Annotated in this window: 19 protein-coding genes, 1 tRNA gene and 1 pseudogene; 14 read left to right on the plus strand and 7 right to left on the minus strand. The window is 25.3% G+C overall.

The features are described from left to right. Window positions 1-42: 42 nt before the first annotated feature. Window positions 43-1,065, minus strand: a complete 1,023-nt coding sequence (locus tag BFN48_RS04710; protein WP_069649759.1) for an asparaginase — start codon at window positions 1,063-1,065, stop codon at window positions 43-45. A gap of 306 nt (window positions 1,066-1,371) precedes the next feature. Between BFN48_RS04710 and BFN48_RS04715 the strand changes: the two genes are divergently transcribed. The 6 genes and pseudogenes from BFN48_RS04715 (at window position 1,372) to BFN48_RS04730 (ending at window position 4,174) form a co-directional block, all read left to right on the plus strand. Beyond that, a tRNA-Arg gene (locus tag BFN48_RS04715) sits at window positions 1,372-1,448 on the plus strand. A 147-nt stretch (window positions 1,449-1,595) separates the two neighbouring features. Then, window positions 1,596-2,543 carry a tyrosine-type recombinase/integrase gene (locus BFN48_RS04720; RefSeq protein ID WP_242863215.1) on the plus strand — a complete coding sequence of 316 codons (948 nt, stop codon included), beginning with the start codon at window positions 1,596-1,598 and terminating at the stop codon, window positions 2,541-2,543. A 183-nt stretch (window positions 2,544-2,726) separates the two neighbouring features. Further along, window positions 2,727-3,062: a hypothetical protein gene (locus BFN48_RS04725; protein WP_069649760.1), complete on the plus strand. Its 336-nt coding sequence runs from the start codon at window positions 2,727-2,729 to the stop codon at window positions 3,060-3,062. A 219-nt stretch (window positions 3,063-3,281) separates the two neighbouring features. Beyond that, entirely contained in the window at window positions 3,282-3,407 is a 126-nt protein-coding gene (locus tag BFN48_RS12765) for a hypothetical protein (RefSeq protein WP_278287304.1), read from the plus strand. Window positions 3,408-3,440: 33 nt separating this feature from the next. After that, a pseudogene (locus tag BFN48_RS12090) lies at window positions 3,441-3,623 on the plus strand (UPF0175 family protein); the annotation flags it as partial. Between the two features lie 389 nt (window positions 3,624-4,012). After that, a complete protein-coding gene (locus BFN48_RS04730) occupies window positions 4,013-4,174 on the plus strand; it encodes a hypothetical protein (protein WP_242863216.1) in 162 nt (53 codons plus the stop codon). Window positions 4,175-4,776: 602 nt separating this feature from the next. On the opposite strand, the gene BFN48_RS04735 is transcribed toward BFN48_RS04730, so the two are convergent. Both BFN48_RS04735 and BFN48_RS04740 read right to left on the minus strand, forming a co-directional pair. After that, on the minus strand, window positions 4,777-5,613 hold the full coding sequence (locus BFN48_RS04735) for an NYN domain-containing protein (RefSeq protein WP_069649761.1): 837 nt from the start codon (window positions 5,611-5,613) through the stop codon (window positions 4,777-4,779). Between the two features lie 909 nt (window positions 5,614-6,522). Beyond that, window positions 6,523-6,816 (minus strand): hypothetical protein, encoded by a 294-nt coding sequence (locus BFN48_RS04740; protein ID WP_069649762.1) that lies wholly within the window; start codon window positions 6,814-6,816, stop codon window positions 6,523-6,525. Window positions 6,817-7,198: 382 nt separating this feature from the next. On the opposite strand from BFN48_RS04740, the gene BFN48_RS04745 reads away from it, so the two are divergent. From BFN48_RS04745 to BFN48_RS04755, 3 genes are all read left to right on the plus strand, one after another. Further along, window positions 7,199-8,140, plus strand: a complete 942-nt coding sequence (locus BFN48_RS04745; protein WP_069649763.1) for an MORN repeat-containing protein — start codon at window positions 7,199-7,201, stop codon at window positions 8,138-8,140. Window positions 8,141-8,361: 221 nt separating this feature from the next. Continuing rightward, entirely contained in the window at window positions 8,362-9,297 is a 936-nt protein-coding gene (locus BFN48_RS04750; protein ID WP_069649764.1) for a ParM/StbA family protein, read from the plus strand. A 1-nt stretch (window position 9,298) separates the two neighbouring features. Further along, a complete protein-coding gene (locus BFN48_RS04755; RefSeq protein ID WP_069649765.1) occupies window positions 9,299-9,595 on the plus strand; it encodes a hypothetical protein in 297 nt (98 codons plus the stop codon). A gap of 132 nt (window positions 9,596-9,727) precedes the next feature. Here BFN48_RS04755 and BFN48_RS04760 read toward each other — a convergent pair whose 3' ends face one another. Then, the gene (locus BFN48_RS04760; protein WP_069649766.1) at window positions 9,728-10,042 is read right to left on the minus strand and encodes a hypothetical protein; all 315 of its coding nucleotides are present in this window, start codon (window positions 10,040-10,042) and stop codon (window positions 9,728-9,730) included. A gap of 608 nt (window positions 10,043-10,650) precedes the next feature. On the opposite strand from BFN48_RS04760, the gene BFN48_RS04765 reads away from it, so the two are divergent. The 3 genes from BFN48_RS04765 (at window position 10,651) to BFN48_RS04775 (ending at window position 12,562) form a co-directional block, all read left to right on the plus strand. Further along, entirely contained in the window at window positions 10,651-10,992 is a 342-nt protein-coding gene (locus BFN48_RS04765; RefSeq protein ID WP_069649767.1) for a hypothetical protein, read from the plus strand. Between the two features lie 84 nt (window positions 10,993-11,076). After that, window positions 11,077-11,433, plus strand: coding sequence for a hypothetical protein (locus BFN48_RS04770; protein WP_069649768.1), 357 nt, complete (start codon window positions 11,077-11,079; stop codon window positions 11,431-11,433). Window positions 11,434-11,617: 184 nt separating this feature from the next. Next, window positions 11,618-12,562: a hypothetical protein gene (locus BFN48_RS04775; protein WP_069649769.1), complete on the plus strand. Its 945-nt coding sequence runs from the start codon at window positions 11,618-11,620 to the stop codon at window positions 12,560-12,562. 169 nt (window positions 12,563-12,731) lie between these two features. Here BFN48_RS04775 and BFN48_RS12910 read toward each other — a convergent pair whose 3' ends face one another. From BFN48_RS12910 to BFN48_RS04785, 3 genes are all read right to left on the minus strand, one after another. Beyond that, the gene (locus tag BFN48_RS12910) at window positions 12,732-12,944 is read right to left on the minus strand and encodes a DUF6262 family protein (protein WP_242863225.1); all 213 of its coding nucleotides are present in this window, start codon (window positions 12,942-12,944) and stop codon (window positions 12,732-12,734) included. A gap of 14 nt (window positions 12,945-12,958) precedes the next feature. Beyond that, entirely contained in the window at window positions 12,959-13,090 is a 132-nt protein-coding gene (locus BFN48_RS12770) for a hypothetical protein (RefSeq protein ID WP_278287305.1), read from the minus strand. An 893-nt stretch (window positions 13,091-13,983) separates the two neighbouring features. Further along, window positions 13,984-15,963 carry a hypothetical protein gene (locus BFN48_RS04785; protein WP_069649770.1) on the minus strand — a complete coding sequence of 660 codons (1,980 nt, stop codon included), beginning with the start codon at window positions 15,961-15,963 and terminating at the stop codon, window positions 13,984-13,986. A 386-nt stretch (window positions 15,964-16,349) separates the two neighbouring features. On the opposite strand from BFN48_RS04785, the gene BFN48_RS04790 reads away from it, so the two are divergent. Both BFN48_RS04790 and BFN48_RS04795 read left to right on the plus strand, forming a co-directional pair. Further along, entirely contained in the window at window positions 16,350-18,725 is a 2,376-nt protein-coding gene (locus BFN48_RS04790) for a Spaf_1101 family AAA-like ATPase (protein WP_069649771.1), read from the plus strand. A gap of 1,101 nt (window positions 18,726-19,826) precedes the next feature. Beyond that, on the plus strand, window positions 19,827-21,629 hold the full coding sequence (locus BFN48_RS04795; RefSeq protein ID WP_069649772.1) for a hypothetical protein: 1,803 nt from the start codon (window positions 19,827-19,829) through the stop codon (window positions 21,627-21,629). Window positions 21,630-21,668: the final 39 nt, after the last annotated feature.

Genomic DNA, 21,668 nt, shown 5'->3' on the forward strand with positions numbered 1-21,668 from the left:
CGCGGGTTCGAATCCCGTCTTCCGCTCCATAAAAAAAGTTGGCTAAAAAGCCAACTTTTTTTCATTTCTAATCAAATTAAATTCTACCTTTGTTTCACCGACTATTTCTTGCTTATGATTCTTGATTCTTAAAACATAGTATTTTTCAAGTTGCTTTAGTTCTTCATTTGTTATAATATCTAACTGTTTTAACGTTTCTAATACTACTGCTGGCATGAGTTTTGAATTCCCATCTTCGATTTTAAATGTTATTCCTATTCCTTTATTTTTTAATCCAATCGCATAGTAAGCAGAAGCTCCTGATTTAGCAAATAGCCTGTCTCCACAAACTTTCATCAAATCAGTACAAATTCTGTTTGTTCCTCCTACCATTTCAGGATACTGAGTCATTGCATTTATAATTTTTCTAACAACATTTTCTCTAGCAGAATCAAAAATTTCAGGTTTAGATAATCTGGCAAAGCCATGAGCAAATTTATATAATGGCATAGCATGAACAGGAACACCACATCCATCTATAGCTGTTATTATCTTATCTTCATCATATTCACATATTTCAGCTATAGTTTTCATTATTCTTTTTTGTACAGGATGTTCAGGTTTAAAATATGAATCTAAATCTTCTCCATAGTATTTAGCTGTGATAAGCATACCAGCATGCTTGCCTGAACAATTGCAATGTATATTTTCTGGTTTTAATCCTTTGCTTTTCAATTCTTCTGCAGCATAATCAGCTAAAGGATAGTGTGAACCACATTGAAGATATTCTTCATTTAAACCTGCTTTTTTTAAAATACTTCTCACAGTATTGACATGAAAACTTTCACCGCTGTGAGATGCACAAAATATAGCTATTTCCTTATCTGTTATTCCATATTCTTTGACTGCACCACTTTCTAAAACAGGTATAGCTTGTATAGGTTTAGCAGACGAACGAGCAAATGTTACTCTTTTAGGGTCACCGTAATAGTAAAGTATTTTTCCTGTATAATCAACTACTGCAATATGACCTATATGAGTAAGGTCTACTATATTCCCCCTATAAGTTTTTGCTATTATTGACATTTGTAGCCCCCCTTTATATATCCAATATACTTTAATTGTATCACATTTATTTTGTGTTTTGCTTTTTTTATAATCCATAGGAAATTATTATACCTCGTTAATTGTGGATAATTTTGCATATAATTTCCGTAATGGATATAGGCAAAATCTTCCTCAATTTATTTGAATCGAAGATTTTGTTCTAATATATTTGCATAAATATGGTTAATATATTATTGTAATATCACTTGGTTTTTTGTAAAATATTATTTGTTAATAGATTTAAATATTTACCATTTAACATTTAAAATTTAAAATTGATTTCCTGCGCCCTTAGCTCAGTTGGATAGAGTCGCTGACTTCGAATCAGTTGGTCGGGGGTTCGAGTCCCTCAGGGCGCACCAGAAGTGGTAGAAACCTGATAAAATCAGGTTTCTTTTGATTTTAATATTTAAATCAGTCCATCTGATTTTTTAAGGTAAAATTACTAATCAGATGGACTGATTTTTTTTGATTTTTAAATGGAAAGATTGCAGAAAGGGGGGTTAGTAGTGAGAATAAAAATGTCCAAAAATGAAGAAAACAGAAAAAAGACTTTGGAAGAGGGATTTAAAGAATTTTATAGATATTGCAGAGTTAAAAATTTGTCAGAGGCAACACTAGATTATTATGAAGAGTGTTATAGAGTGTTTACTGAATTTTTTCCTAGTGATAATAGAATTGAAGTTATTTCACAAAAAGTAATATATGATTATATAATCTATCTGCAAAATCAGACAAACTGTAATTCGATATCAATAAATACTCGTTTACGAGGTCTACGAGTAATTTTATATTATTTTATGAAATTAGGTTATTTAGATGAATTTAAGATTAAATTAATTAAATCAGAAAAAAAGGTTAAAGAAACATATTCTGATAAAGAATTGGAACTTTTGTTAAAAAAGCCAAATATGAATAGTTGTAGTTTTGCAGAGTATAGAAATTGGGTTATTATAAATTATTTACTAGGTACTGGGAATAGATTGTCAACAGTAGTAAACTTAAAAATTAAAGATATAGATTTTGAAAATGGATTAATAAAAATTGAAAAAAGTAAAAATAGAAGGCAACAAGTTATTCCTCTTTCAAAGACTTTAGAAAGAATTCTATTAGAATATATTAAAATTAGAAGAGGAGAACCAGATGATTATTTATTTTGTAATATTTATGGACAAAAATTAACTACTAATGCACTTTCAACAGCAATAAGAAAATATAATCAAAAAAGAGGTGTTATGAAAACATCTATACATTTGTTTAGGCATACTTTTGCGAAAAAATGGATATTAGCAGGAGGAGATATATTTAGACTACAGAAAATTCTTAATCATAAGTCTTTAGATATTGTGAAAGAGTATGTTAATATGTTTACGGATGATTTGCAGGATAAATTTGAAAAATTCAATGCATTAGAGCAAATCAAGGGGAATAGTCGAAATAAAATTAAAATAAGATAATATAATATAATTTAAATTTATCTGGTATAGCAAAATGCTTACAATAAAAACGATTTTTGAAATAAATTCATTTTAAATATAAAAATTAGTAATATTATATTTGTGCTAAAATAATGTTTTTTAAGTAATAAAGAAAAAAATAACATTCGAGAGAAACTTAAAAAAGTAGGGAGAGGTTTATACATGTATAGATTGTATTGTCAAAACTTAAAAAATTATTTAGAGATAAATAAAGCAGGAAATTTTAATGAATTTAGATTAAGAATTACAAGGCCTTTATTATTTTTAGCAGATGTAGAAAAATACAAGAAACTAAAAAAAGAGGATGTTTTGTATAAAGAAGTAAATAATTTGGTATATGAAATAAATAAAAATAAATATATACGTTTTGATACATTTTCTTGGGAACTTTGGGCTTTAGATTTTAGAAGTGAAAAAGATGATTCTTTTCCAAAAGAAATTGTTGATGAACAGTTAAAATTAATAAATTTACTTTTAGGAATACAATATTGGATATAAAATTTAATTTTAAAAAGGAATTTATTCATCAAAACAAAGGGACAAAGAGTTGAAATTGGAGATATATGAGTAGTTTAAAGTAAAAGAATATTAAATTGTTGATATTAACGAAGAGATAATTGTATATCATAATAAGAATGAGAGATACATGTCTTGAGATATTTATAATAGGAATATGAATATAAGAAGAAAGTATATAAGAGGACAAGGGTGATTGAAATGAAACAAAACTCTGAAAGAGTTACTGCTGTACCAGACTTTATACAAGAATTATCTAAAGAAATTGGAAAATATAAAAAAGGGAATAAAGAATTTAAATCTTTGGTAAATTTATTCAAACAATGAGAAGAATCGGTTGATAAAAAAGATAAAACAACATATGAAATAAAGAAGGCATTAGCAGTAAAATGTTATAAAAATAAAAAATTATCTTTAGGTCAATGTGCGAAATTAGCAGAAATGAGTGAGTCAGATTTTATTAAATATTTAGGGAAACAGAAGATCTCTATATTTAATTTTGATTCAGAAAAGGAATTGTTAGAAGATATTAAAAATGCATAGTATAATTCGTTTATATTAGGAGAATGAAAAGCAAGTAGAAATCTATTGTATTTCACAGTTGAAAATTATCAAGCAAATAAATAACAAACATAGAATCTATTATTAGTAAACAAACATGGAGTCCTTACAGGTATGGTATATATGCCTTGTCAGTAAACTAGTAAACAAAAGGCTTAACCATTTTCAATAGGTTACCATACCTGCTTTTCCATGTGAATTCTACTGGAATTAAAATAATGGTACTTTTTCTTGAAATAGGGGAATTTTGAACTAATTTAAATACTAACACTGAAAAAATATTTAATTTATTAGAAAAAATGTATGTTGAAATACAAGAAATGAAAAAATATGGCTATAAAACAAGACATAGCAAGAGTTAAACAAAAATAGTGAAATTCGAAAACAAAATGGATAAAACTCATAAAGCCCTTTATGATGGATATAAACAAAGTATTGAAAAAATAACAGAAATAGAAGAAAAACTAGATAAATTAGCATATAAAGTTGAAAATCAAGAAATAACATTAAAAGTTTTAAAGTCAGTAAAGTAAGTATAGTACGAAGATATACCTCTCTATGAATCTGAAATTACCAATTACAAGTTTAATTGTATTATACAAATTTTTTATCTAAAATCAAGAATTTTTAAAAGGATTTTAAAAGAAATTTAAGTGTTAAGGAGTAGGTGGTAAGTAATAAGTGACAAATAATAAGTGTTAAGTATTAAGGAATAATTGTTAGGTTTGATTTTTATTTTGTCGCTTTAAAATCAGTTGAAAGTATTGAAAAAATACAGTAAAACTGTGATTTTACTATATAACATATATTATATTATATATTATATATAGTATTAAGTAATTAAATGTTAAGTAGTTAAGTGTTAAGGAAGAAATAATTAAAAAATAAATTTAAAAAATATAAAGTTAAAAAACAAAAACAAAGGACCTACACTTATAAAAGTGTAAGCCCTTTGTTTAGCATAAAGATTGCGAAACTAAATTGACCGAAACTAAATTAAGCGAAACTAAAATTAATCGAAATTAAATTATATCGAACCATAAATCTATAGTAATATTATATACTCTTAAATTTTGTATGTCAATATTAAATTTATTTGTATTTCTAGTAATATAATATGTAAAACTTTTTAAAATTATACTGCTTTTTCATTCATTTTAATTACATTTTCGTTATTTTTACTATTTAAAATGTAGCCTTCTATATTTTTATCATTTAAAACTCTTGAAACTTTCTTTATATATTCATTTTCTTCTAAATATTGTATAACATTTGATGCTAAGTTATGTGACATAAATAATTTTTCTTGAAGTTCTTGATTTAACCATTTACCACCTAATAACTTATTATTATTTTTGGGATTATTATACCATTGATTAATTATATTTATAACATCATCTAACCAATATTCTGGTTTTTTCCTTTCTAAAGAGATATTAAAAATTGTTAATATATCTTCACTTAAATGAGCATAGTTTGTAATATTTTGATATTGTGATCTATTTTCATCAATATAATATAAATGAACTTTTTTTCCTTTATACATCATTCTACTCATTATTGGTATCATATCACTATCAGCAGTTACGAATACATAAGTATCAATATTTTCATTTTTATAATAAGTTTCTATTGCATCTATTGATAATTCGATATCAGATGCATTTTTTCGATATTTTTCTTCTCTACCATTTCCATATACATTTCTAATTTGAACTCTTTTTTCTTGTAATGATTTTAATTTTATTCCATTTACTTGATCAAAATCAGCATATGCTCTCATAGTTCTTATTCTATCTTTTTCATAAATATCATTTAACATTTTAAATATACAATAGTTTTCGTCATTTAAATTAATTGCAAAATCTCTTAGCCCATAATAAATATTATCAAAATCAACAAATATTCCTACATTTTGAACATTTTGCTCTTTTACTTTTTCTTTTATTTCAATTATTTTTTCATTAGTCATTATAAATGATTCCCCCTTATACTTTAACATTTTTTATCTATTATACACTTTGTAATAATAAAGATTTTTCAAAGAATATGATTGTATTAATAGTAACTATTTTTATATTTACTTCTATAAATTTTAATTTACGATGTTTAATTAAACTTTTACTGTATTCTTTTATTACTTTTTTTAATTTTTTAATAACTTATTTTTATATCCATTTTAATATTTAAAATATATAAATACTTATTTACATACATATAGTGTACCATATTGTGGAATTAAGTTCAAAAATACTATATATAAAAATTTTTGTAAAAATAGATATAATTTTTAAAACGTTTTAATTAATTAAAAATGTTATCTCTTAATAAATGTTTTTAATATTTTGTATTGTGTTTTCATTAAATAATTAAACAATTTACCAATACATATAATCACTTTTACATAAAATCTTACGAGAAATTTTAGTTTTTATTAAAAATATATAACATCTTAATTATCTTAATTAAGGAATAAGAAATAAGGAATAAGAACTAAAAAATAAAAAACAAAACTTAAATTTTAAGCCGAATTTCTTAAATCTTATTCCAGGTATTTTTCTGTAATATCGCAAATATCATTTATTAAATCTCGTGCTTTCTGATAAACTTTTAAATTCCTGAAATCTCTGACATTTAGTATTGCAACATCTATACTCATAGAATCATCCTTTCTTATATATTTTTTATACATTATATATACAAAAATTTTGATTTCAAAAAATGAAGTAAAAAAATTAATGTATTTGCTAATTATTTTTGGAATATTCATTCTTGATGTTTAAAAATAAGATATGTTTAAGTAAACACAAAAGATTTAGAGATATAACTAAAAATATAGCAACTACTTTTTTACTAAGTAGTTGCTATAATATAAAGACATTTAATTTGTATGAAATAGATTCAATATATACATATCTATATTAGTTAAATCTATAACCTCATATTTGTTCTCTTTTAACATTTTGTATATTAAACCGTTATTATTTGAAAAATCCTTTAATAAATAACCTTTCTTTTCAAAGAAATCTTCTAAACATATTTCTTTCGAAAATATCTTTTTAAATAAATACCATTGGATTATGAGTTTTTTAGTTGTTATTTTGTTTGCTGTTGTTGTAATAAAATGAATTTCATTGTTTTTGCCTATAACTACTTCAAATTTAAATACTTTCATAACAGACCTCCTTATGTCTATTCGGTTCAGTCATAATATACAAAGATATAAGTGTTTTCAAGTAAAAATAAAATTATAAAAAAACTATTGCATTAATTTATATTTTGTTATATACTTTGAATGTAAAATTAAATAAGAAAATTAAAACTGATGTTTTAGAAATTATTAGAATTATAGACCCACTATAAGTGTGTCTATTTGTAAATTCTAATATTTCTAAGGCATCAGTTTTTTTGTTGCCTAGAAAATGTACCTTGGCAACTTAATAAGGAAGATCTGCAGCGACTGCAGGTGTAAAGAGAAGTGGCATTATTGCAGATCTTAGGTAGTGATTTAATGAATTAGTCATAGTGAAATATAAAAGATAAGGAGGATTTTAATAATGATAAAATTAGCAAATAAAGTACTAAATATCATAAAAAGAAAGAGAGATAAAATTTTTTCAATTGATAAAGCAATTATGGTTTATCATTGCACAAATTCTATAGTTAAAAGATATCTGCTAATAAGGGAATTTAATATCAGCCATTTGGATAGAGAAAACATAAAATATAATTTGGAGCAATATTTTTCAGAAAATGGATTTAATAAGTATGTTAAAAATATCGCTTTAAGTTATAATTCAATAAACGAAATACTGATAATAAATATTGATTTTCAAAGTATCTTTTTTAATAATGAGTTTAAACTAACATATGATATAAAAGATATGAGAACAAATTATGGTAAAAATCAAAATGAATTAGATATTATTATTCTAGAAAAAGACGGCAGGTTAAGATATACTGGAGAATTACAATGCATTATAAGAAATACAGCACAAAAATTAGAATGTATAGAAGGATATCATAATAAATACGAGAGTAATTATTACGATAGTAAAGTATATTATAGTGGAGAAATGAAGGATGGGCTGCCACATGGAAAAGGTAAACTTTATTGGGAAGATGGTACTCTGTTGTATGAGGGAGAATTTAAAGAAGGAGAAGTTACAGGGGTTGGCAAATCATATTTTTTAACAGGAGGGGTATCGCAAATAGGCAACTGGAAAAATGGAATATTGGATGGAAAAGTAGTTACTTACTATGAAAATGGACAAATTTGTTATGATGGTTATTATAAAGATGGTATGCCTCACGGATATGGGATATCATATTATGAAGATGGAAGTCTTGAATATGACGGAGAATGGGACGAAGGATATGCTATTGATGGAAAAATATTTCGTTTAGAAGATGGAACTAAAGTTAGATATATTGATGATAAATTATATGTAGTTGATGATGAAGGAAAGCCTATTAGACAAGTAAAAGAAGATGAATAAAAATATTGTATGAAGTAAAAGAGTCGCAATGATTTAATTATTAAAAATTATTGTGACTCTTTTTTATTTAAGCCTATTCATAAAAAATTAAGTATAAAAATAAAAAAAGACTTGAAATTATAAAATAAGGTTCTATAAAATTCGCAACAAGCAAAGGACAGTTAAAAAGTAAATGAAGGAATTTTAAAATACTAATATTTCAAAAAAAAGGAGGAATTATCATGAACAATCAGATATTAATAAGTATAGATCATGGGAATAAGAATATGAAAATATTAGGAGAAAATGGTGAAAATGTGTGTTTTTCTTCTGGATATGTGGAATCTAGTGTAGAACCAATATCTGTGGACAACTTACTTTGTTACTGTAATAAATATTATTCAATCGGAAATAGCAGGTTTTCTGTTATTTTTGATAAAAGTACAAACGAAAAGTTTTTTATTTTAAGTTTAGCAGGAATTGCAAGTGTATTAAATCATTATCAAATTAAAAATGCAAATGTAATGTTAACAGTTGGGCTGCCAATAGTAAGTTTTGGTAATTTGAAGAAAAAATTTCAGCAGTATTTTGTACGAGATAATGTACAGTTTAGTTTTAATGGACAAGATTATAAAATATCTATTAAAAATTGTTTTGTCTTCCCTCAAGGGTACTCTGCTTTCCTTACAGTCTTTAAAGATTTTAAAGATGTACAAGTTGTATGCTGCGATATAGGAGGTTATACAGCAGACATTTTTACAGTAAATAAAGGCGGGAAATTAGATGTAGGTTCTGCTACTTCTATCAATAAGGGAGTTATAACCTTTTTTAGAGACATTCAGCAAGAATTATTAAAACAGGATATTAGAATTAGTGAAGAACAGATAGAAGAAACTTTAAAAGAAAATGCTCCAATTGTATTTGATGAAAAAATTATAAATTTAATACAGCAAAAAGCAGAACAATATATTGAAGACTTGTTAGACGAAATAAGAGAAATGGGCTATGAAACGAAAATAAATCCAATGCTTTTCATTGGTGGAGGGGCTATGCTTTTAAGAAAGTTCATTGAGAAATCAAATAAAGTAGGTTATGTAGAATTTCTTGATCAGTATGCAAACTGTAGAGGATATCAATTATTAGCAAGAAAAGCCCTATCTATGAAAGAGGGGGAGTAAGATGAGTAAAATAAGACGAATTAATTTATGTTTTGATATGAGAAGATCTGAAGACAGAGAAGTATATAATTTGCTGAAAAGTAAACGAAATAAAACTGCATATGTAGTTGATGTAATATTAAAAAACAAGGAATTAGAAAGTAGCGTTGTAACAGTAGATAAAGATACTTTGAGAAATATTTTTGAAGAAGTACTTAATCAAACTCATATTGTTTTTAAAGATACTAAAAATAAAGAGAAAATTACTGAAGATATTGATATTCCAGCGGATATTTTTAACATAATAGACAACATTTAAAGGGCAGTTTATACTGCTCTTATTTTTTATTTATATTAGTTCTATTAAGAACTAGCAAATATATACAAGAACGAATTAGAACTATTCAATAAATAAAAAAATAGAGCCATATTGGCTCTACTTAATCAACTGTTAATTTGGGAAATTATTTGTTGCTAGAAAATAATGGCGTTTCAAGGTAATGTAAAGTGCATCAGCAGAATAGTCTTTATTTCTGCTGAATTCTTGCCATTGTCTAGAAGGCACGATTTTTAGTAATGAGCATTTTAGGAAATATTCAATTTGTTCATTTTCTGACATTTTGTTAAATGCAAGTTTCTTTTTTGCATTAGTAATTATTTCAGATGTAACTCGTTTAATATAAGCATCAATTTCTTGGTCAATATAGTAATTTATACAGTCTTCAAATGAAATACTTTTAAATTTTTTAATATCTATTTTTATCATAATTATCATCCTTTCTATTTAATTTTAAGGAATTATATTGAAACATTAATTTAAAAGTCAAGAAAAAATTAAAAATTCACAAGAAATTTTTTTATGAAAATATAAAAGTTGAATTAAGAAATTTAAAAATGGATTTTAGAATCAAGATTCTTATATAGAAAAATAAATAGAAAAAATAAAATGAATTTCTAGAATTCAATTATTTGATTTTTTTGCTTAAAACTTAAATTTTGATTGTATGTGTTATGTTATCAATACACAAGTAATAAGTTAAAAACATGTGTTATGTTAAACAAGAAAAAAATAAGGGGATTAAATTACATCAAAAACTTATATAAATTCATGTGTTATGTTAAAAAACAAAGAACAAATCATTTTTAATAAATCTAAAAATTATATTTAAAAGTTTTATTTTAAACATGTGTTATGTTAAAAGCACAAAAGAAAAATGATGCTATATAAAAATTTTAAAGAATAGTCTATATGCAAATAGGCAGGTAAATAAGATGTAAATTTTATGTGTTATGTTATAAAAAACAATAACTTATTAAGTTAAAAAATTATTAATAAAAATAATTCAAAAATAAAAAATGAGGAGGCTGATTCATATGTCAAAAACAGTATCACAAAATCAAGCATCAATTTTAAATGAAATTTATGACAATAAAGTAATTAAAAAAATAGGACGCCTTTTGTATTTAGAAAGAAGAAAGGCAGATGATTGGTTAAGCAAAGTTAGTGATTGTAAAAATGTAGCAGACATAATAAATCTTATCTTATACTCAATACAACATCTTGATTTTTTAATTAAACGTGGAGAAATGGCTGAGGAAGAATTAATAGAATTAAGCATAAACGATTTAAAGGCTTTAATAGAAATTTCAAATAAAGAAGGTTATTTTGATTTAGTTAAAATATGTTTAGAATCTTATTGTTTAATAGAAGATTAAGATAATTTATAATATAAAAATTATCAAAGTTTTTTTAAAGCCATTATATAACTACATTAATATTAAAAAGAAAGGGTGGTTTTTATGAACAACACACAATTAAAAGAAGAGGATAGTCTAGTACAATTATATAATGAAAGTATGATAAAGAAAGTAGTCAAAATAGTAAGAACTAATTATAAAAAAGGTAATACTTTTCCAATCATTAGATTAAGACGTTGTGAGAAGGCAGGAGAATTATTAGATATAATTAGTGATGCTATAATGTATTTATATGTGCTTTATGAACATAAGAAGTTAAGCGAACAGCAGTTAGAAACTTTAACTGATATAGATCTTGTAGAATTTACACTAAATATAGTTGCGAAATATGAAACTAAATCAATTGCTACTTGTATTTCAATGTTAAGTATGGCAAGGGAAAATTCAGAAACAATGTAAAGAAATAAAAGAAGTAAGAGATGAATAATTAATGTCAATCTGGCTAGGTTTTCATAAAATATTGGGAACTTAGCCAAGTTGATACTTAAACAAATTATTAAATTAAACTATTGTTTTTACAAGAAAAACAGAATTATTATATGAACTACTGCATCTTAAATGTTAAAAAAAGGGGAGAAGGGCTATGTTTAAAATAATATATGTTAAGAGAATAAAACTTTTTAAATTAACAGATTTAAAATTAGTAAGAGGTATAACAACTTTTGGAGAATATTTGGACAGTTATCAACTTGGATTGTTAGGAGATGATGCTCCACATTATGTTTTGGATGATTTTATATCTCTTGCTCGTTATGAAGATGTGCTAAAAAGATGTACAGAAAAACAAGTAAATGATGCTTTAAAGGCAGGAGCAGAAGTTGTTTCTGGATATGAATTAAAGTTAGAATTAATGAATTCAGGTTTTAATATAGAAGATGAATATGATTATGACGACATCGAAGAAGATTCAAAAGAACTACTTATGAAAGTTCTTGATAATATGGAATTGCATTATGTTGAAGACGATATAGATGAAGTGTTTTATGTTGCAACCAACGATAATTATTTTGCCGATAGGTTGAAAGAAAAAACAGGATTTATAATAATGGAAGATGAAACTGATAAGTATAAAAATATTATGAAGGAAAAATATAGGGGAACTGTGGATACTATTTCAAATATAATATATCGATTAAGTAAAGATTATATTGTAGAAAGAATTATGCAAGGGGAGTATATAAGTTATTATGATATAGTAAGAAAAGGTATTAATGAAAAGGATAATGTAATTGTTATTCAAGGCACATGCGGCAGTAAGATTATAGTGCATTTCGAGCCTTGTGGGAATAGAGAATCGTTATATGATATATGTAATTTAGAAGTAAAGATAACAAGAATATCTGTTGACTGTGTTCCTTATCGAGATATTCATACTATATCTGATGCTATTGAACATATTGAAAATTTAAGTAAAGCATTAAGTAAAGGTGAATTAAGTAAGAAACAATTAAGTTTATATGAAACAATAATTACTTTTATTTTTAATAAGAGATATGATATCAATTTAAAATTAAAAGAAGTCAGATAATAGTTGAACTTAGGATTTTAGTTAAAAAAGCAAATAATACGGTTGAAGGAAACCCTGCTGATATATTGTCACATAAATAAAAAAAGAGAAGGAATATATTGCATATGTATAATATATTCCTTCTTTCTTTTATTTTGACAATTGTAGTATTTAATTTTTTTTATAAACATCAGTATGAGCAATCTTCAACTGCTCTTAACTGTTTGTTTTGTTCTTCAAGTTTTTTAATTTTACGTTTTAGAGATGATATTAAAGCATCTTTATTATTTTTATACATTTCACACTTAATTTGAGCATGAGTTGGTACTTGTGATTGTTGGAATCTAAAAGTTTCAATTCTTTCTTTAATATCTGGATTATTATATAAAGTCTTTTTAGATATACCAGCCCTACTAACTACACTATTAAAATTAAAGGTTTTATTTGCTTTTGAAAGCCTTTTATTGCTTCATCTACTTTCCATCTTGTTTCAGTCTTTCTTTGGTCATGTAATTCTTTAAAAAAATCTTTTCGATTAAAATTAGACATATATATTACCTACTTCATTAATTTACCTATTCTACCATAAATGATATTTTCATTTTTAGTAGTGTTATATATTTTTTCATATATTTTTAATAATTCATCGTTTCTTTAAACATTTCTGGTCCGTTATATTCTTTAGCCTGTTTAATAAGTGTTTTTATAGAATTTAAATAAAAAAAATATATATTATTTATTATATAAAAATTATTTATGTTAATCGAAAAATCTCCACGATATTAATTGAAAATTCCCCTACTTAAGGAAAAAGTATCGTTATTTTAATTCCAGTAGAATTTACATGGAGAGGCAGGTATGGTAACCTATTGAAGTTGGCTAAGCCTTTTATTTATTAGTTTGCCGGAAAGGCATATATACCATATCTGCAGAGGTTCTATGTTAATTCATTAATATAGATTTCATATTTGTTATTTATTTACTGGGGAATTTTCGATTGAAAAATGGGGGGTTTTTCGACTGTGAAATACATGTTATTTAATAGTAAATATATGACTGTATTTTATGATAACAAGGATTAACGAAGTTAAGGAGTAATAGACTGATTATTATATAAATAATATTTTATATATGATATTTACCATAACATATAAAACAATTGGTATGAAACTAAGTTTTAAAAATCATGTAAATATAGAATACAAAAGCATACATTATATTAATACTGATAATATATTGAAAATCATACTTAAACATTAAATTGATTGAAAATTATATTAAAGTAAGCATAGTTATACGGTTTAAGTAGGCATATAATTTATTATCAAACTATTAAAGAGTCTGTTTATTTTTTAATTTACTTATATAAATTTAATTAGAAAGGAGAAACAATAAGACCCCCACATCTGCAGTTAGGTTCTTATTGTTTCTCTTTTTGATGATTATTGTTCTAATAAACTACTTTGTATAATTAAATATTTTTTAGTTTCTATATTAAGCCTTTTATTTATATTTTTGTTTGCTTTTATATATACTAAATCATATTTTTGAATAATATCAGGTAAAACTTTTCTAAACTCATATTCTTTTACTCCACGCTTAATATAATTATTGTTTATTTTTAGTTGATAATCCATAATCATATCCTTTGTGCAGTAGCCATAAGTTTTAATCTGTTTTAATATAAAGATTTCTATAGCATTCCTGATTTTTCTGCTTCTCTCACTATCCTTAACATTTACAAGATAGATTTGATTAGCAAATTCTTTTCCAAAGCATCCTTCTAAATATTTTTTACTCATACCATTAATACTGAATCGATATTTCAGCATTACTGCTGCTCTTTCATCTGCTGTTTTAAATATTCTATCATAATTAGGAACAGTGTAGAAGGAAATACCGTTGTTATAACCATTATTTTTAGAAATCTCAATGGCAGTTGCCTTTAAATTCTCATTTACTTTTTCGTATGGAATTTTTTTAAGTAATCCTAGAGTACAGAATAAATTAATATATTTATTTATATTTACAACACTTTTATTTGTTTTTTTTGCTAGATATCTATTAGAAAAGAAAAAGATACTTTCACCATCTATACTAAAAAACCTATTTGTAATATTTTCTTTGCAAATTTCAAGAATAGCAATTAGTAAAGGATATCCGAATCTGATGATACGATTTAGATTTGGAAATTGTTCTTTTCTACTATTGAGTTGACTCAAAAGTAGAATATTAGTTTCAATTCTTTTATTCTCTCTATTTATCCAAGTTGAGTCTTTTAAGTTAATTTTATAGTATTTAATCAACTTTTTTAGAGCAGATGAAGTACTGCAATTTTCTTTAATTTTCACTATATCAATAATATCAACACCTTTACTGTTATTGTGGCAAATACAGGCAGGAGAATTGCAGAAATATCTATAGTAGCCGTTTTTATCACTTATAACAGCACTAGGGTTACTATCATTGTGAAAAATACATTTGAAATTAACATTAGGGTTTACATTGATTCCTAAGAACCTTGTTAGATCCTGCTGTTTTAAAAATGGAATTAAATCTTCATACTGTATATCTGTAGAATAATACACCTTTCCAATTTTGTTTTGTAAAACATCGCCTTCGCTCTTTGTGGATTCAGGTTTTGTTTTAGTGTTTTTAATGCTTTTAATTAATTCAGTAATACTGAACCCAATAGCAGAGGCAATATTTTCTTGAGTGTATTTTATTGATTCATCTAAAAATATACACTTTATTTTGAATGGTTCGTTTGGATTTTTCAGATGATTATAATTAATGAGTCTTAAAACTCTGTTAATATCTTTTACGCTTTTGTCAGCATGTTCTTTTTTTTCTTCAATTGAAGCAAAATATTCAATTAATTTTTCTTGAAGTGCAGTAAAAATTTCCAACTGTTGTGGTTTATCAAGATCAAGTAGCCAGTATACATGAAATCCGTTTTTGGTTTCTACAATAATATTAGGGCAAAGTTCAAACTTTTTCAATTTCTTTAAAAAAGCAATTTTGTAATACTCTATTTCTTCTCTATTTCTGTATACATATACAGTTTTCCCTTGAGAGTCTTTGACAATTTTTCCGTTAGCGACTTTAGGAACTTTCCCAAAGTCCATGTCAATGAAGTGAGCATTTATACGTTTGATAGAATCTTTTGTATGCCCTCCACTGTTTACTACAAAATAGATTCCATAACCTTGTTTTTGATATTTCTGAAAAATTTTCTGCATAAGTGGATACTCAAAATCATCTTGTAAAGTTAATATGCAGTCGTCTTTTTTAGCAAAATGCTTTTTTTCATGAATAAACCTAAAATAAATTCTTTCATTTGTTGTTTTAAATAAAGATAAAAATTCAAAATCTGTGATAGGTACTGACTGACGATTTTGATAATTAATGTTTAAACTCATTATAACTCCTCCTTTTCAGAAGGAGCCACCAAACATTTTTTTCTGCTTTATTATAATGTTCTCCGTAATAACTCTACTATTTTACGCTTTAAGAATAAGGCTTTTTCCGCTTTAATTAGCGGCTCCAGTATAATTTCAAGTATAGGTATTATATTTACTTGATGATTAAAATCAAATTTTTGTGTAGATTTTTTTATAAGAAAAGAGAAACAATAAGAACCTAACTGTGGATGTGGGGTCTTATTGTTTCTCTTTTTAGAAAGAGTAGATATTAGAAAGAATGTAACATTTAATAAGGGAGTTTATGGAAAATACCAAAATTTAGGTATATAATGTATGTAAAGTAATAAACAATTAAAATGATGATTTAAGGGAGTGTGGAACTTATGAATACAACTTTATTAAAGCAACTTTATAATAAAGTGTGTAGAAAAAAATACGGTTGTGAGTATTATAAAATGGACTTACATATACATACTCCTATGTCAAAGTGTTATAAAAAAATATATTCAAGTAATGAGGAAGAGTATATTAGGATACTTGATGAAGCCTTTAAAAATGGAATTAGTATTATCGCAATAACTGACCATAATACTGTTAAAGGGTATTATGAAATGATGGATTATATGAAGGCTGATAAGCAAAAATATAGTAAATATGCAAACATGTTGATTCTTCCAGGTGTTGAAATATCTAATTTTGGAAAGCACATCCTAGCAATTTTTCCACCTGAAAAAACTCAGGATGAATTAAACACATTTTTGTACAATATAGGCATAGATGTTAATGAGCAAGGTGATGAAGATGCAGATGCTTATAAAGTAACTCCTATACAATTGATGAAAAAAATAAGTGAAATAGGTGGTATAACTATTTTAGCCCATGCTGATTCATCAAAAGGTATGTTGGAAAAACTTCTTCATACTAATAAAAATGGAGATGATTCTTGGATACATAAGGGTAAAAGTCTAGCATCTATTATAAAGTCTGAATATCTTTATGGTATTAGTCTTAACGATAAAAAATTAAAAGATAAACTTTTAAAAGATATTCTTAACAATAAACACTATAGAAGAGAAAAAAGTATAGCAATAGTGTATTGTTCTGATAGTCATGGAACAAGGAATATTGAAGGAAAGTATGAAGCGGATGGTAGACCTATAGGGGAAAGGTATTCATACATAAAATTATCAGAATTGACATTTCATGGGTTAAAAACTGCACTATTGGATCCAGAAGTAAGAATATACGATGAAATACCACAAATAACTCATCCTTATATAGAAGGTGTTGCTATTAAGGGTGGATATTTAGGAAGTAGTAACAGCGACAATGGGTTCCAAATTTTTAGATTTAACAAATCACTAAACTGTGTTATTGGAGCAAGAGGGACTGGAAAGTCAACGTTATTAGATGTAGTCCAATATACACTTTTCCCTAAAGTAAGTGATGATGAAGTTGCATTAAAATTTGATACTTCTGTTGTCTTTTTAAATTATTTTGGGAAAGTATATGCTTTTGTTTGTGAACCCAAAATTGACTTTGACAGTTATACTGAAGAATTGATAAATGTGAAAAAGAAGCCTAGCATTTATAAGTTGAGTAAAAATGGAAATTTTTATAGTAGCAAAAAAAGCAAAGAAGTTTATAATGAATTACAAAATTTTTCATCAGTTGCTTATAAGCAGAGAGCCATATTAAATTATGCTCAAGATGAAAGAGGGCCTATAGAAGTTGTAAATAACCTTTTGCTTATAAACAATAAAGAAGAATATATTATTTTGCTTAGAGCAATAAGGAAAAATTATGAATCTATGAAAACGGCACTACAAAAGTGCCATAATTTTGAGTGGAGAGATTATATTAGTAATAATTGTCATATTAATGAGCAAGATATGCAGGAAATAACAAGGCCATTTATTGAAATCTTAGAAAGAAGAAGGCAATTGTTTAATTTAAGAGGGAAAATAATTGAAAGAGTAAATGAAATTTTAGATGGACAAGTAAGATTAAGGTTGAATAGATATTTTTCGCAAAATGACAAAAAAAGAATTATCGATGAAACTGTGAAACAGTGTAGATATAAGTTTAATATAACGTATGAAAAACAAATACTTTTGAGAGAATGGTTGAAGCAAATAGTTAAAAAGGTGACTTTAGAAAATGAAGAATGGCTTTTTCCTATATATATTTTAAATAATAAGCCAAACAAATTGGCTAAATGTTATGATTTTGATGAAAGTGATGCTAAACAGTTAATTGAATGGGTAAGACCTGTGTTTAAAAAATGGATTTTTACTATTTTTCCAGAAGATAAAATTGAATATGCGTACAATGTAAACACAGGTATAAGCAAAAAACAAAGGTTTCTTCCAAGAACTAGGCTTTCTATGGGACAGAAATCAGTGGCTATGCTATTAATGATTGTTACTGCTGCACATGACTTAGGTGATAATAGACCCTTAATAATAGATCAACCAGAAGATGACTTGGATAACATTTATATTTATTCAAGTTTAGTAAAAGAGTTTAGAAAAATAAAAAATAGTAGGCAGTTAATATTTGCAACTCATAATCCTAATATTCCAATATCGGGAGATGCAGAAAACATAATTATCCTTGAATCTACTGGAGAGAATGGTTATATTAGTTGTTCTGGTTCTATTGATAAAGTTGGAATAAGCGAAAAAGTACTAAATATACTTGAAGGAGGTAGACAAGCATTAGACTTGAGAAATATGAAATATCCGCCGTTTAAATAAGAATATATACTAATATATAAATATCAAGAGATAAGATATAAAAACTTGAAAAATTCATTAAATTATTGAATTAATGGCATGGTATTTTTCTAATGGTTTTATATGTGTATAAAAACTATTTAAATACTTAACTGAACTTTGAATAAATGCGAGATTCTTTAAATATATTTATTTGTATTAAAAATTTAATTGGTTTGATTACTATTTTTAATATATATTTATCCGTAAAAATTATAGTTGGATAGATAATTAGTTTATAAGAAATTAAAATATATGTAAATACTTATTTATATACTTAATGCATATCAAATATTTATATGTTATTATTATTGAAACAAATCTTCTTGTAGTTTTGATATATTTTTTAGTTTTGGAGGGTATATGTAAATAAAAGAAAATGGTGTTTGTTGAATATATTAATACACTCGAATATTAACTACAATTGTATTTATATGTAATCATGATATAGCAAGAAAAGAAATAGTAACCAAAGTAACTAAAATAACTATAAAATTAATAGTATGCATAATTCTTATATTTAGAATATTAATTTTTATATGTGTTTGCACAAATATTTATATGTATTATGAATTAATAACAATTAAAAAATATATTAAATATATTTTTAAAAAAGTTTATAATAATTTTTAAAAAAATATGTTGACTTATTTGGTATTATATGCTAGATTATAATAGTAACAAAATAATAACATGTCTAAAAAACTACCTAGGTAGATACAAAATTGAGTATTATTAGATTCCACCAGTAAACTAGTATGATGGAATGTAATAATACTCAATGTATCTCACCTAGGTTTTTTAATTGGCAACATTGAACCTTGACAATTAGGTAAAGTGGACAGTCGGAGGCGGTGAAATAACGGCTTACCTCTATCAATCCAACTAATAGTTGGGGATTAATTGGTAGAGGCCGACTGATAAGTATAGGAGTCGCTTTACCGAGAAGGATGTTTTGTAAGAACATTACTCTCCTCTTAGATAAAAATACATAGGGGCTATAAAATAAGGCTCCAGATCTATAAGAAATAAAAGAAAAAACACATAAAACATATAAAAATTTACTATGGGAGGAGAGTTATTATGAAGAAAATAATTGACTTAAATAAATATAAAAAATCTTTTAACAGAGAGAAATTAAGCCATGTTAGAGATGTTAAAGAAAATGTTTTGACAGATCCAATCATAGAAAATAATAACATTAATGATGTATTTGGCTTTTCAAATGTTTATGAAGAAAATAATCAATATTTATATAGATCTTCAAGTGGGATTAAAGTAATTAGCAATTTCGTTATAAAACCTGTAGAACTTATCGAGGGAGAAAATATAGCAGAGTTTAAAGTACAATTTCATACTACCAACAATAAAGTTTTTACTAAGATATTGAGAACTTCAGATTTTTCATCTGTTTCAAGATTTAAAAGTATATTAAATCAAAATTGCTTTGGATTAATATTTAAGGGGAATAATGATAATCTAGAAGATATAAAAAACATAATAGCAAATAAAACTTACAAGGTAATTAAAGGGGTAAAATACATTGGATTTATAAAAAATGGTAATGAATATATTTTTGTCTCTGAGAATGGCTGTATTGATAAATATGGCAACAAAATAAATAACATTACTTTATTAGAACAATACAAAATGATTGATACAAATCTTTGTGATATTGATTCAATATCTAAAGAAGAATTACAAAAAATATCAAAACACTTATTTAACTTTAATGATATTAGTATAACTTCAACTATTTTAGGATTCTGTTCAAGTTGTTTTTTAAAGCAAAAATTATGGGATGCACAGGAAATAAAACTTAACCATTTATTGATAACTGGTGAGGCTGGTTCAGGTAAAACTGATACTATTAGGCATATAGTTATGAAAATCTTTGGTACTACTACATCAACTAGTGCAGATCAGTGTACCAGATTTGTAAATGCTAAAATGTCTACAAGTAGCAATACAATCCCATTTATAATAGAGGAATATAAAACATCAAAGTTAAAGAATAATCAAATCAATGAAATTTCTGCACTTTTGAGAAGCAGTTGGGATACAACTTCAGCATTTAGAGGAACTGCTAAGCAAGAATTAGTTGAGTATAAGCCACTATCTCCAATTATATTAGTAGGGGAAATGGGTACAGATGAAACTGCAATTGTTGAAAGAAGTTTATCATTATTATTTTCAAAGTCAAAAATTAAAGATGTAGAAAAACAACGTAGTTTTAGATTTTTGAAAAGGAATAGTCAAATCTTAAATAAACTAGGAAGAAGTTTATTAGAACAAGCACTTAATATTGATTCATATACATTATTACAGCGTAAAGAATATTGGGAACAAAAAATAAGTCATGAAGTGCCAGATAGAGTAAAAAATTCAATAAGCAACTGTATGTTGGGAATTGAACTTCTAAAAGATGTATTTACTTTACTACAATTAGATTTTAATTGTGCCACAGGATATTCAATAGAGGAACTATTTAATGCGATATATAACAATGTATTAGAAGTTGTGCTTGAAGGTGGAAATTCTACAAAAGGAGTAATTGACAAGTCAATAGAATTATTTAATGATATGGCTGAATTAGGCAAATTAAAACATGGAATAGATTATCAAATAATTAATAATGGCTCAGAGTTAGCACTTCATATTAAAAACTTCTATGGTAAGTTCTTAAAACATATTAAAGATCAGAATTTAAAGGATTTTGACCTTCTATCATCAAGAGAATTTACAAAACAACTAAGGTTAAAAGAATATTTTGTAGACTATAAAACAGTTAGGTTTATTAGAGGAGATAAAGTAAATATAGCAAAGGCATATATATTAGATATTGAAAAACTAAAAGAAAGAGTCGATATTAGTAATTTTATATAAATAAGTTTTTCTAAATATAAAATATTATAGTATTACTTA

The organism is Caloranaerobacter ferrireducens (assembly GCF_001730685.1).
GTDB classification, from domain to species: domain Bacteria; phylum Bacillota; class Clostridia; order Tissierellales; family Thermohalobacteraceae; genus Caloranaerobacter; species Caloranaerobacter ferrireducens.

What these genes read in the sequence shown, in the direction of transcription:
- BFN48_RS04710 (WP_069649759.1), bottom strand. Translation starts at nt 1,065, where the DNA reads ATGTCAATAATAGCAAAAACTTATAGGGGGAATATAGTAGACCTTACT.
- BFN48_RS04725 (WP_069649760.1), top strand. Translation starts at nt 2,727, where the DNA reads ATGTATAGATTGTATTGTCAAAACTTAAAAAATTATTTAGAGATAAAT.
- BFN48_RS12765 (WP_278287304.1), top strand. Translation starts at nt 3,282, where the DNA reads ATGAAACAAAACTCTGAAAGAGTTACTGCTGTACCAGACTTTATACAA.
- BFN48_RS04735 (WP_069649761.1), bottom strand. Translation starts at nt 5,613, where the DNA reads ATGACTAATGAAAAAATAATTGAAATAAAAGAAAAAGTAAAAGAGCAA.
- BFN48_RS04740 (WP_069649762.1), bottom strand. Translation starts at nt 6,816, where the DNA reads ATGAAAGTATTTAAATTTGAAGTAGTTATAGGCAAAAACAATGAAATT.
- BFN48_RS04745 (WP_069649763.1), top strand. Translation starts at nt 7,199, where the DNA reads ATGATAAAATTAGCAAATAAAGTACTAAATATCATAAAAAGAAAGAGA.
- BFN48_RS04750 (WP_069649764.1), top strand. Translation starts at nt 8,362, where the DNA reads ATGAACAATCAGATATTAATAAGTATAGATCATGGGAATAAGAATATG.
- BFN48_RS04755 (WP_069649765.1), top strand. Translation starts at nt 9,299, where the DNA reads ATGAGTAAAATAAGACGAATTAATTTATGTTTTGATATGAGAAGATCT.
- BFN48_RS04760 (WP_069649766.1), bottom strand. Translation starts at nt 10,042, where the DNA reads ATGATAAAAATAGATATTAAAAAATTTAAAAGTATTTCATTTGAAGAC.
- BFN48_RS04765 (WP_069649767.1), top strand. Translation starts at nt 10,651, where the DNA reads ATGTCAAAAACAGTATCACAAAATCAAGCATCAATTTTAAATGAAATT.
- BFN48_RS04770 (WP_069649768.1), top strand. Translation starts at nt 11,077, where the DNA reads ATGAACAACACACAATTAAAAGAAGAGGATAGTCTAGTACAATTATAT.
- BFN48_RS04775 (WP_069649769.1), top strand. Translation starts at nt 11,618, where the DNA reads ATGTTTAAAATAATATATGTTAAGAGAATAAAACTTTTTAAATTAACA.
- BFN48_RS12770 (WP_278287305.1), bottom strand. Translation starts at nt 13,090, where the DNA reads ATGTCTAATTTTAATCGAAAAGATTTTTTTAAAGAATTACATGACCAA.
- BFN48_RS04785 (WP_069649770.1), bottom strand. Translation starts at nt 15,963, where the DNA reads ATGAGTTTAAACATTAATTATCAAAATCGTCAGTCAGTACCTATCACA.
- BFN48_RS04790 (WP_069649771.1), top strand. Translation starts at nt 16,350, where the DNA reads ATGAATACAACTTTATTAAAGCAACTTTATAATAAAGTGTGTAGAAAA.
- BFN48_RS04795 (WP_069649772.1), top strand. Translation starts at nt 19,827, where the DNA reads ATGAAGAAAATAATTGACTTAAATAAATATAAAAAATCTTTTAACAGA.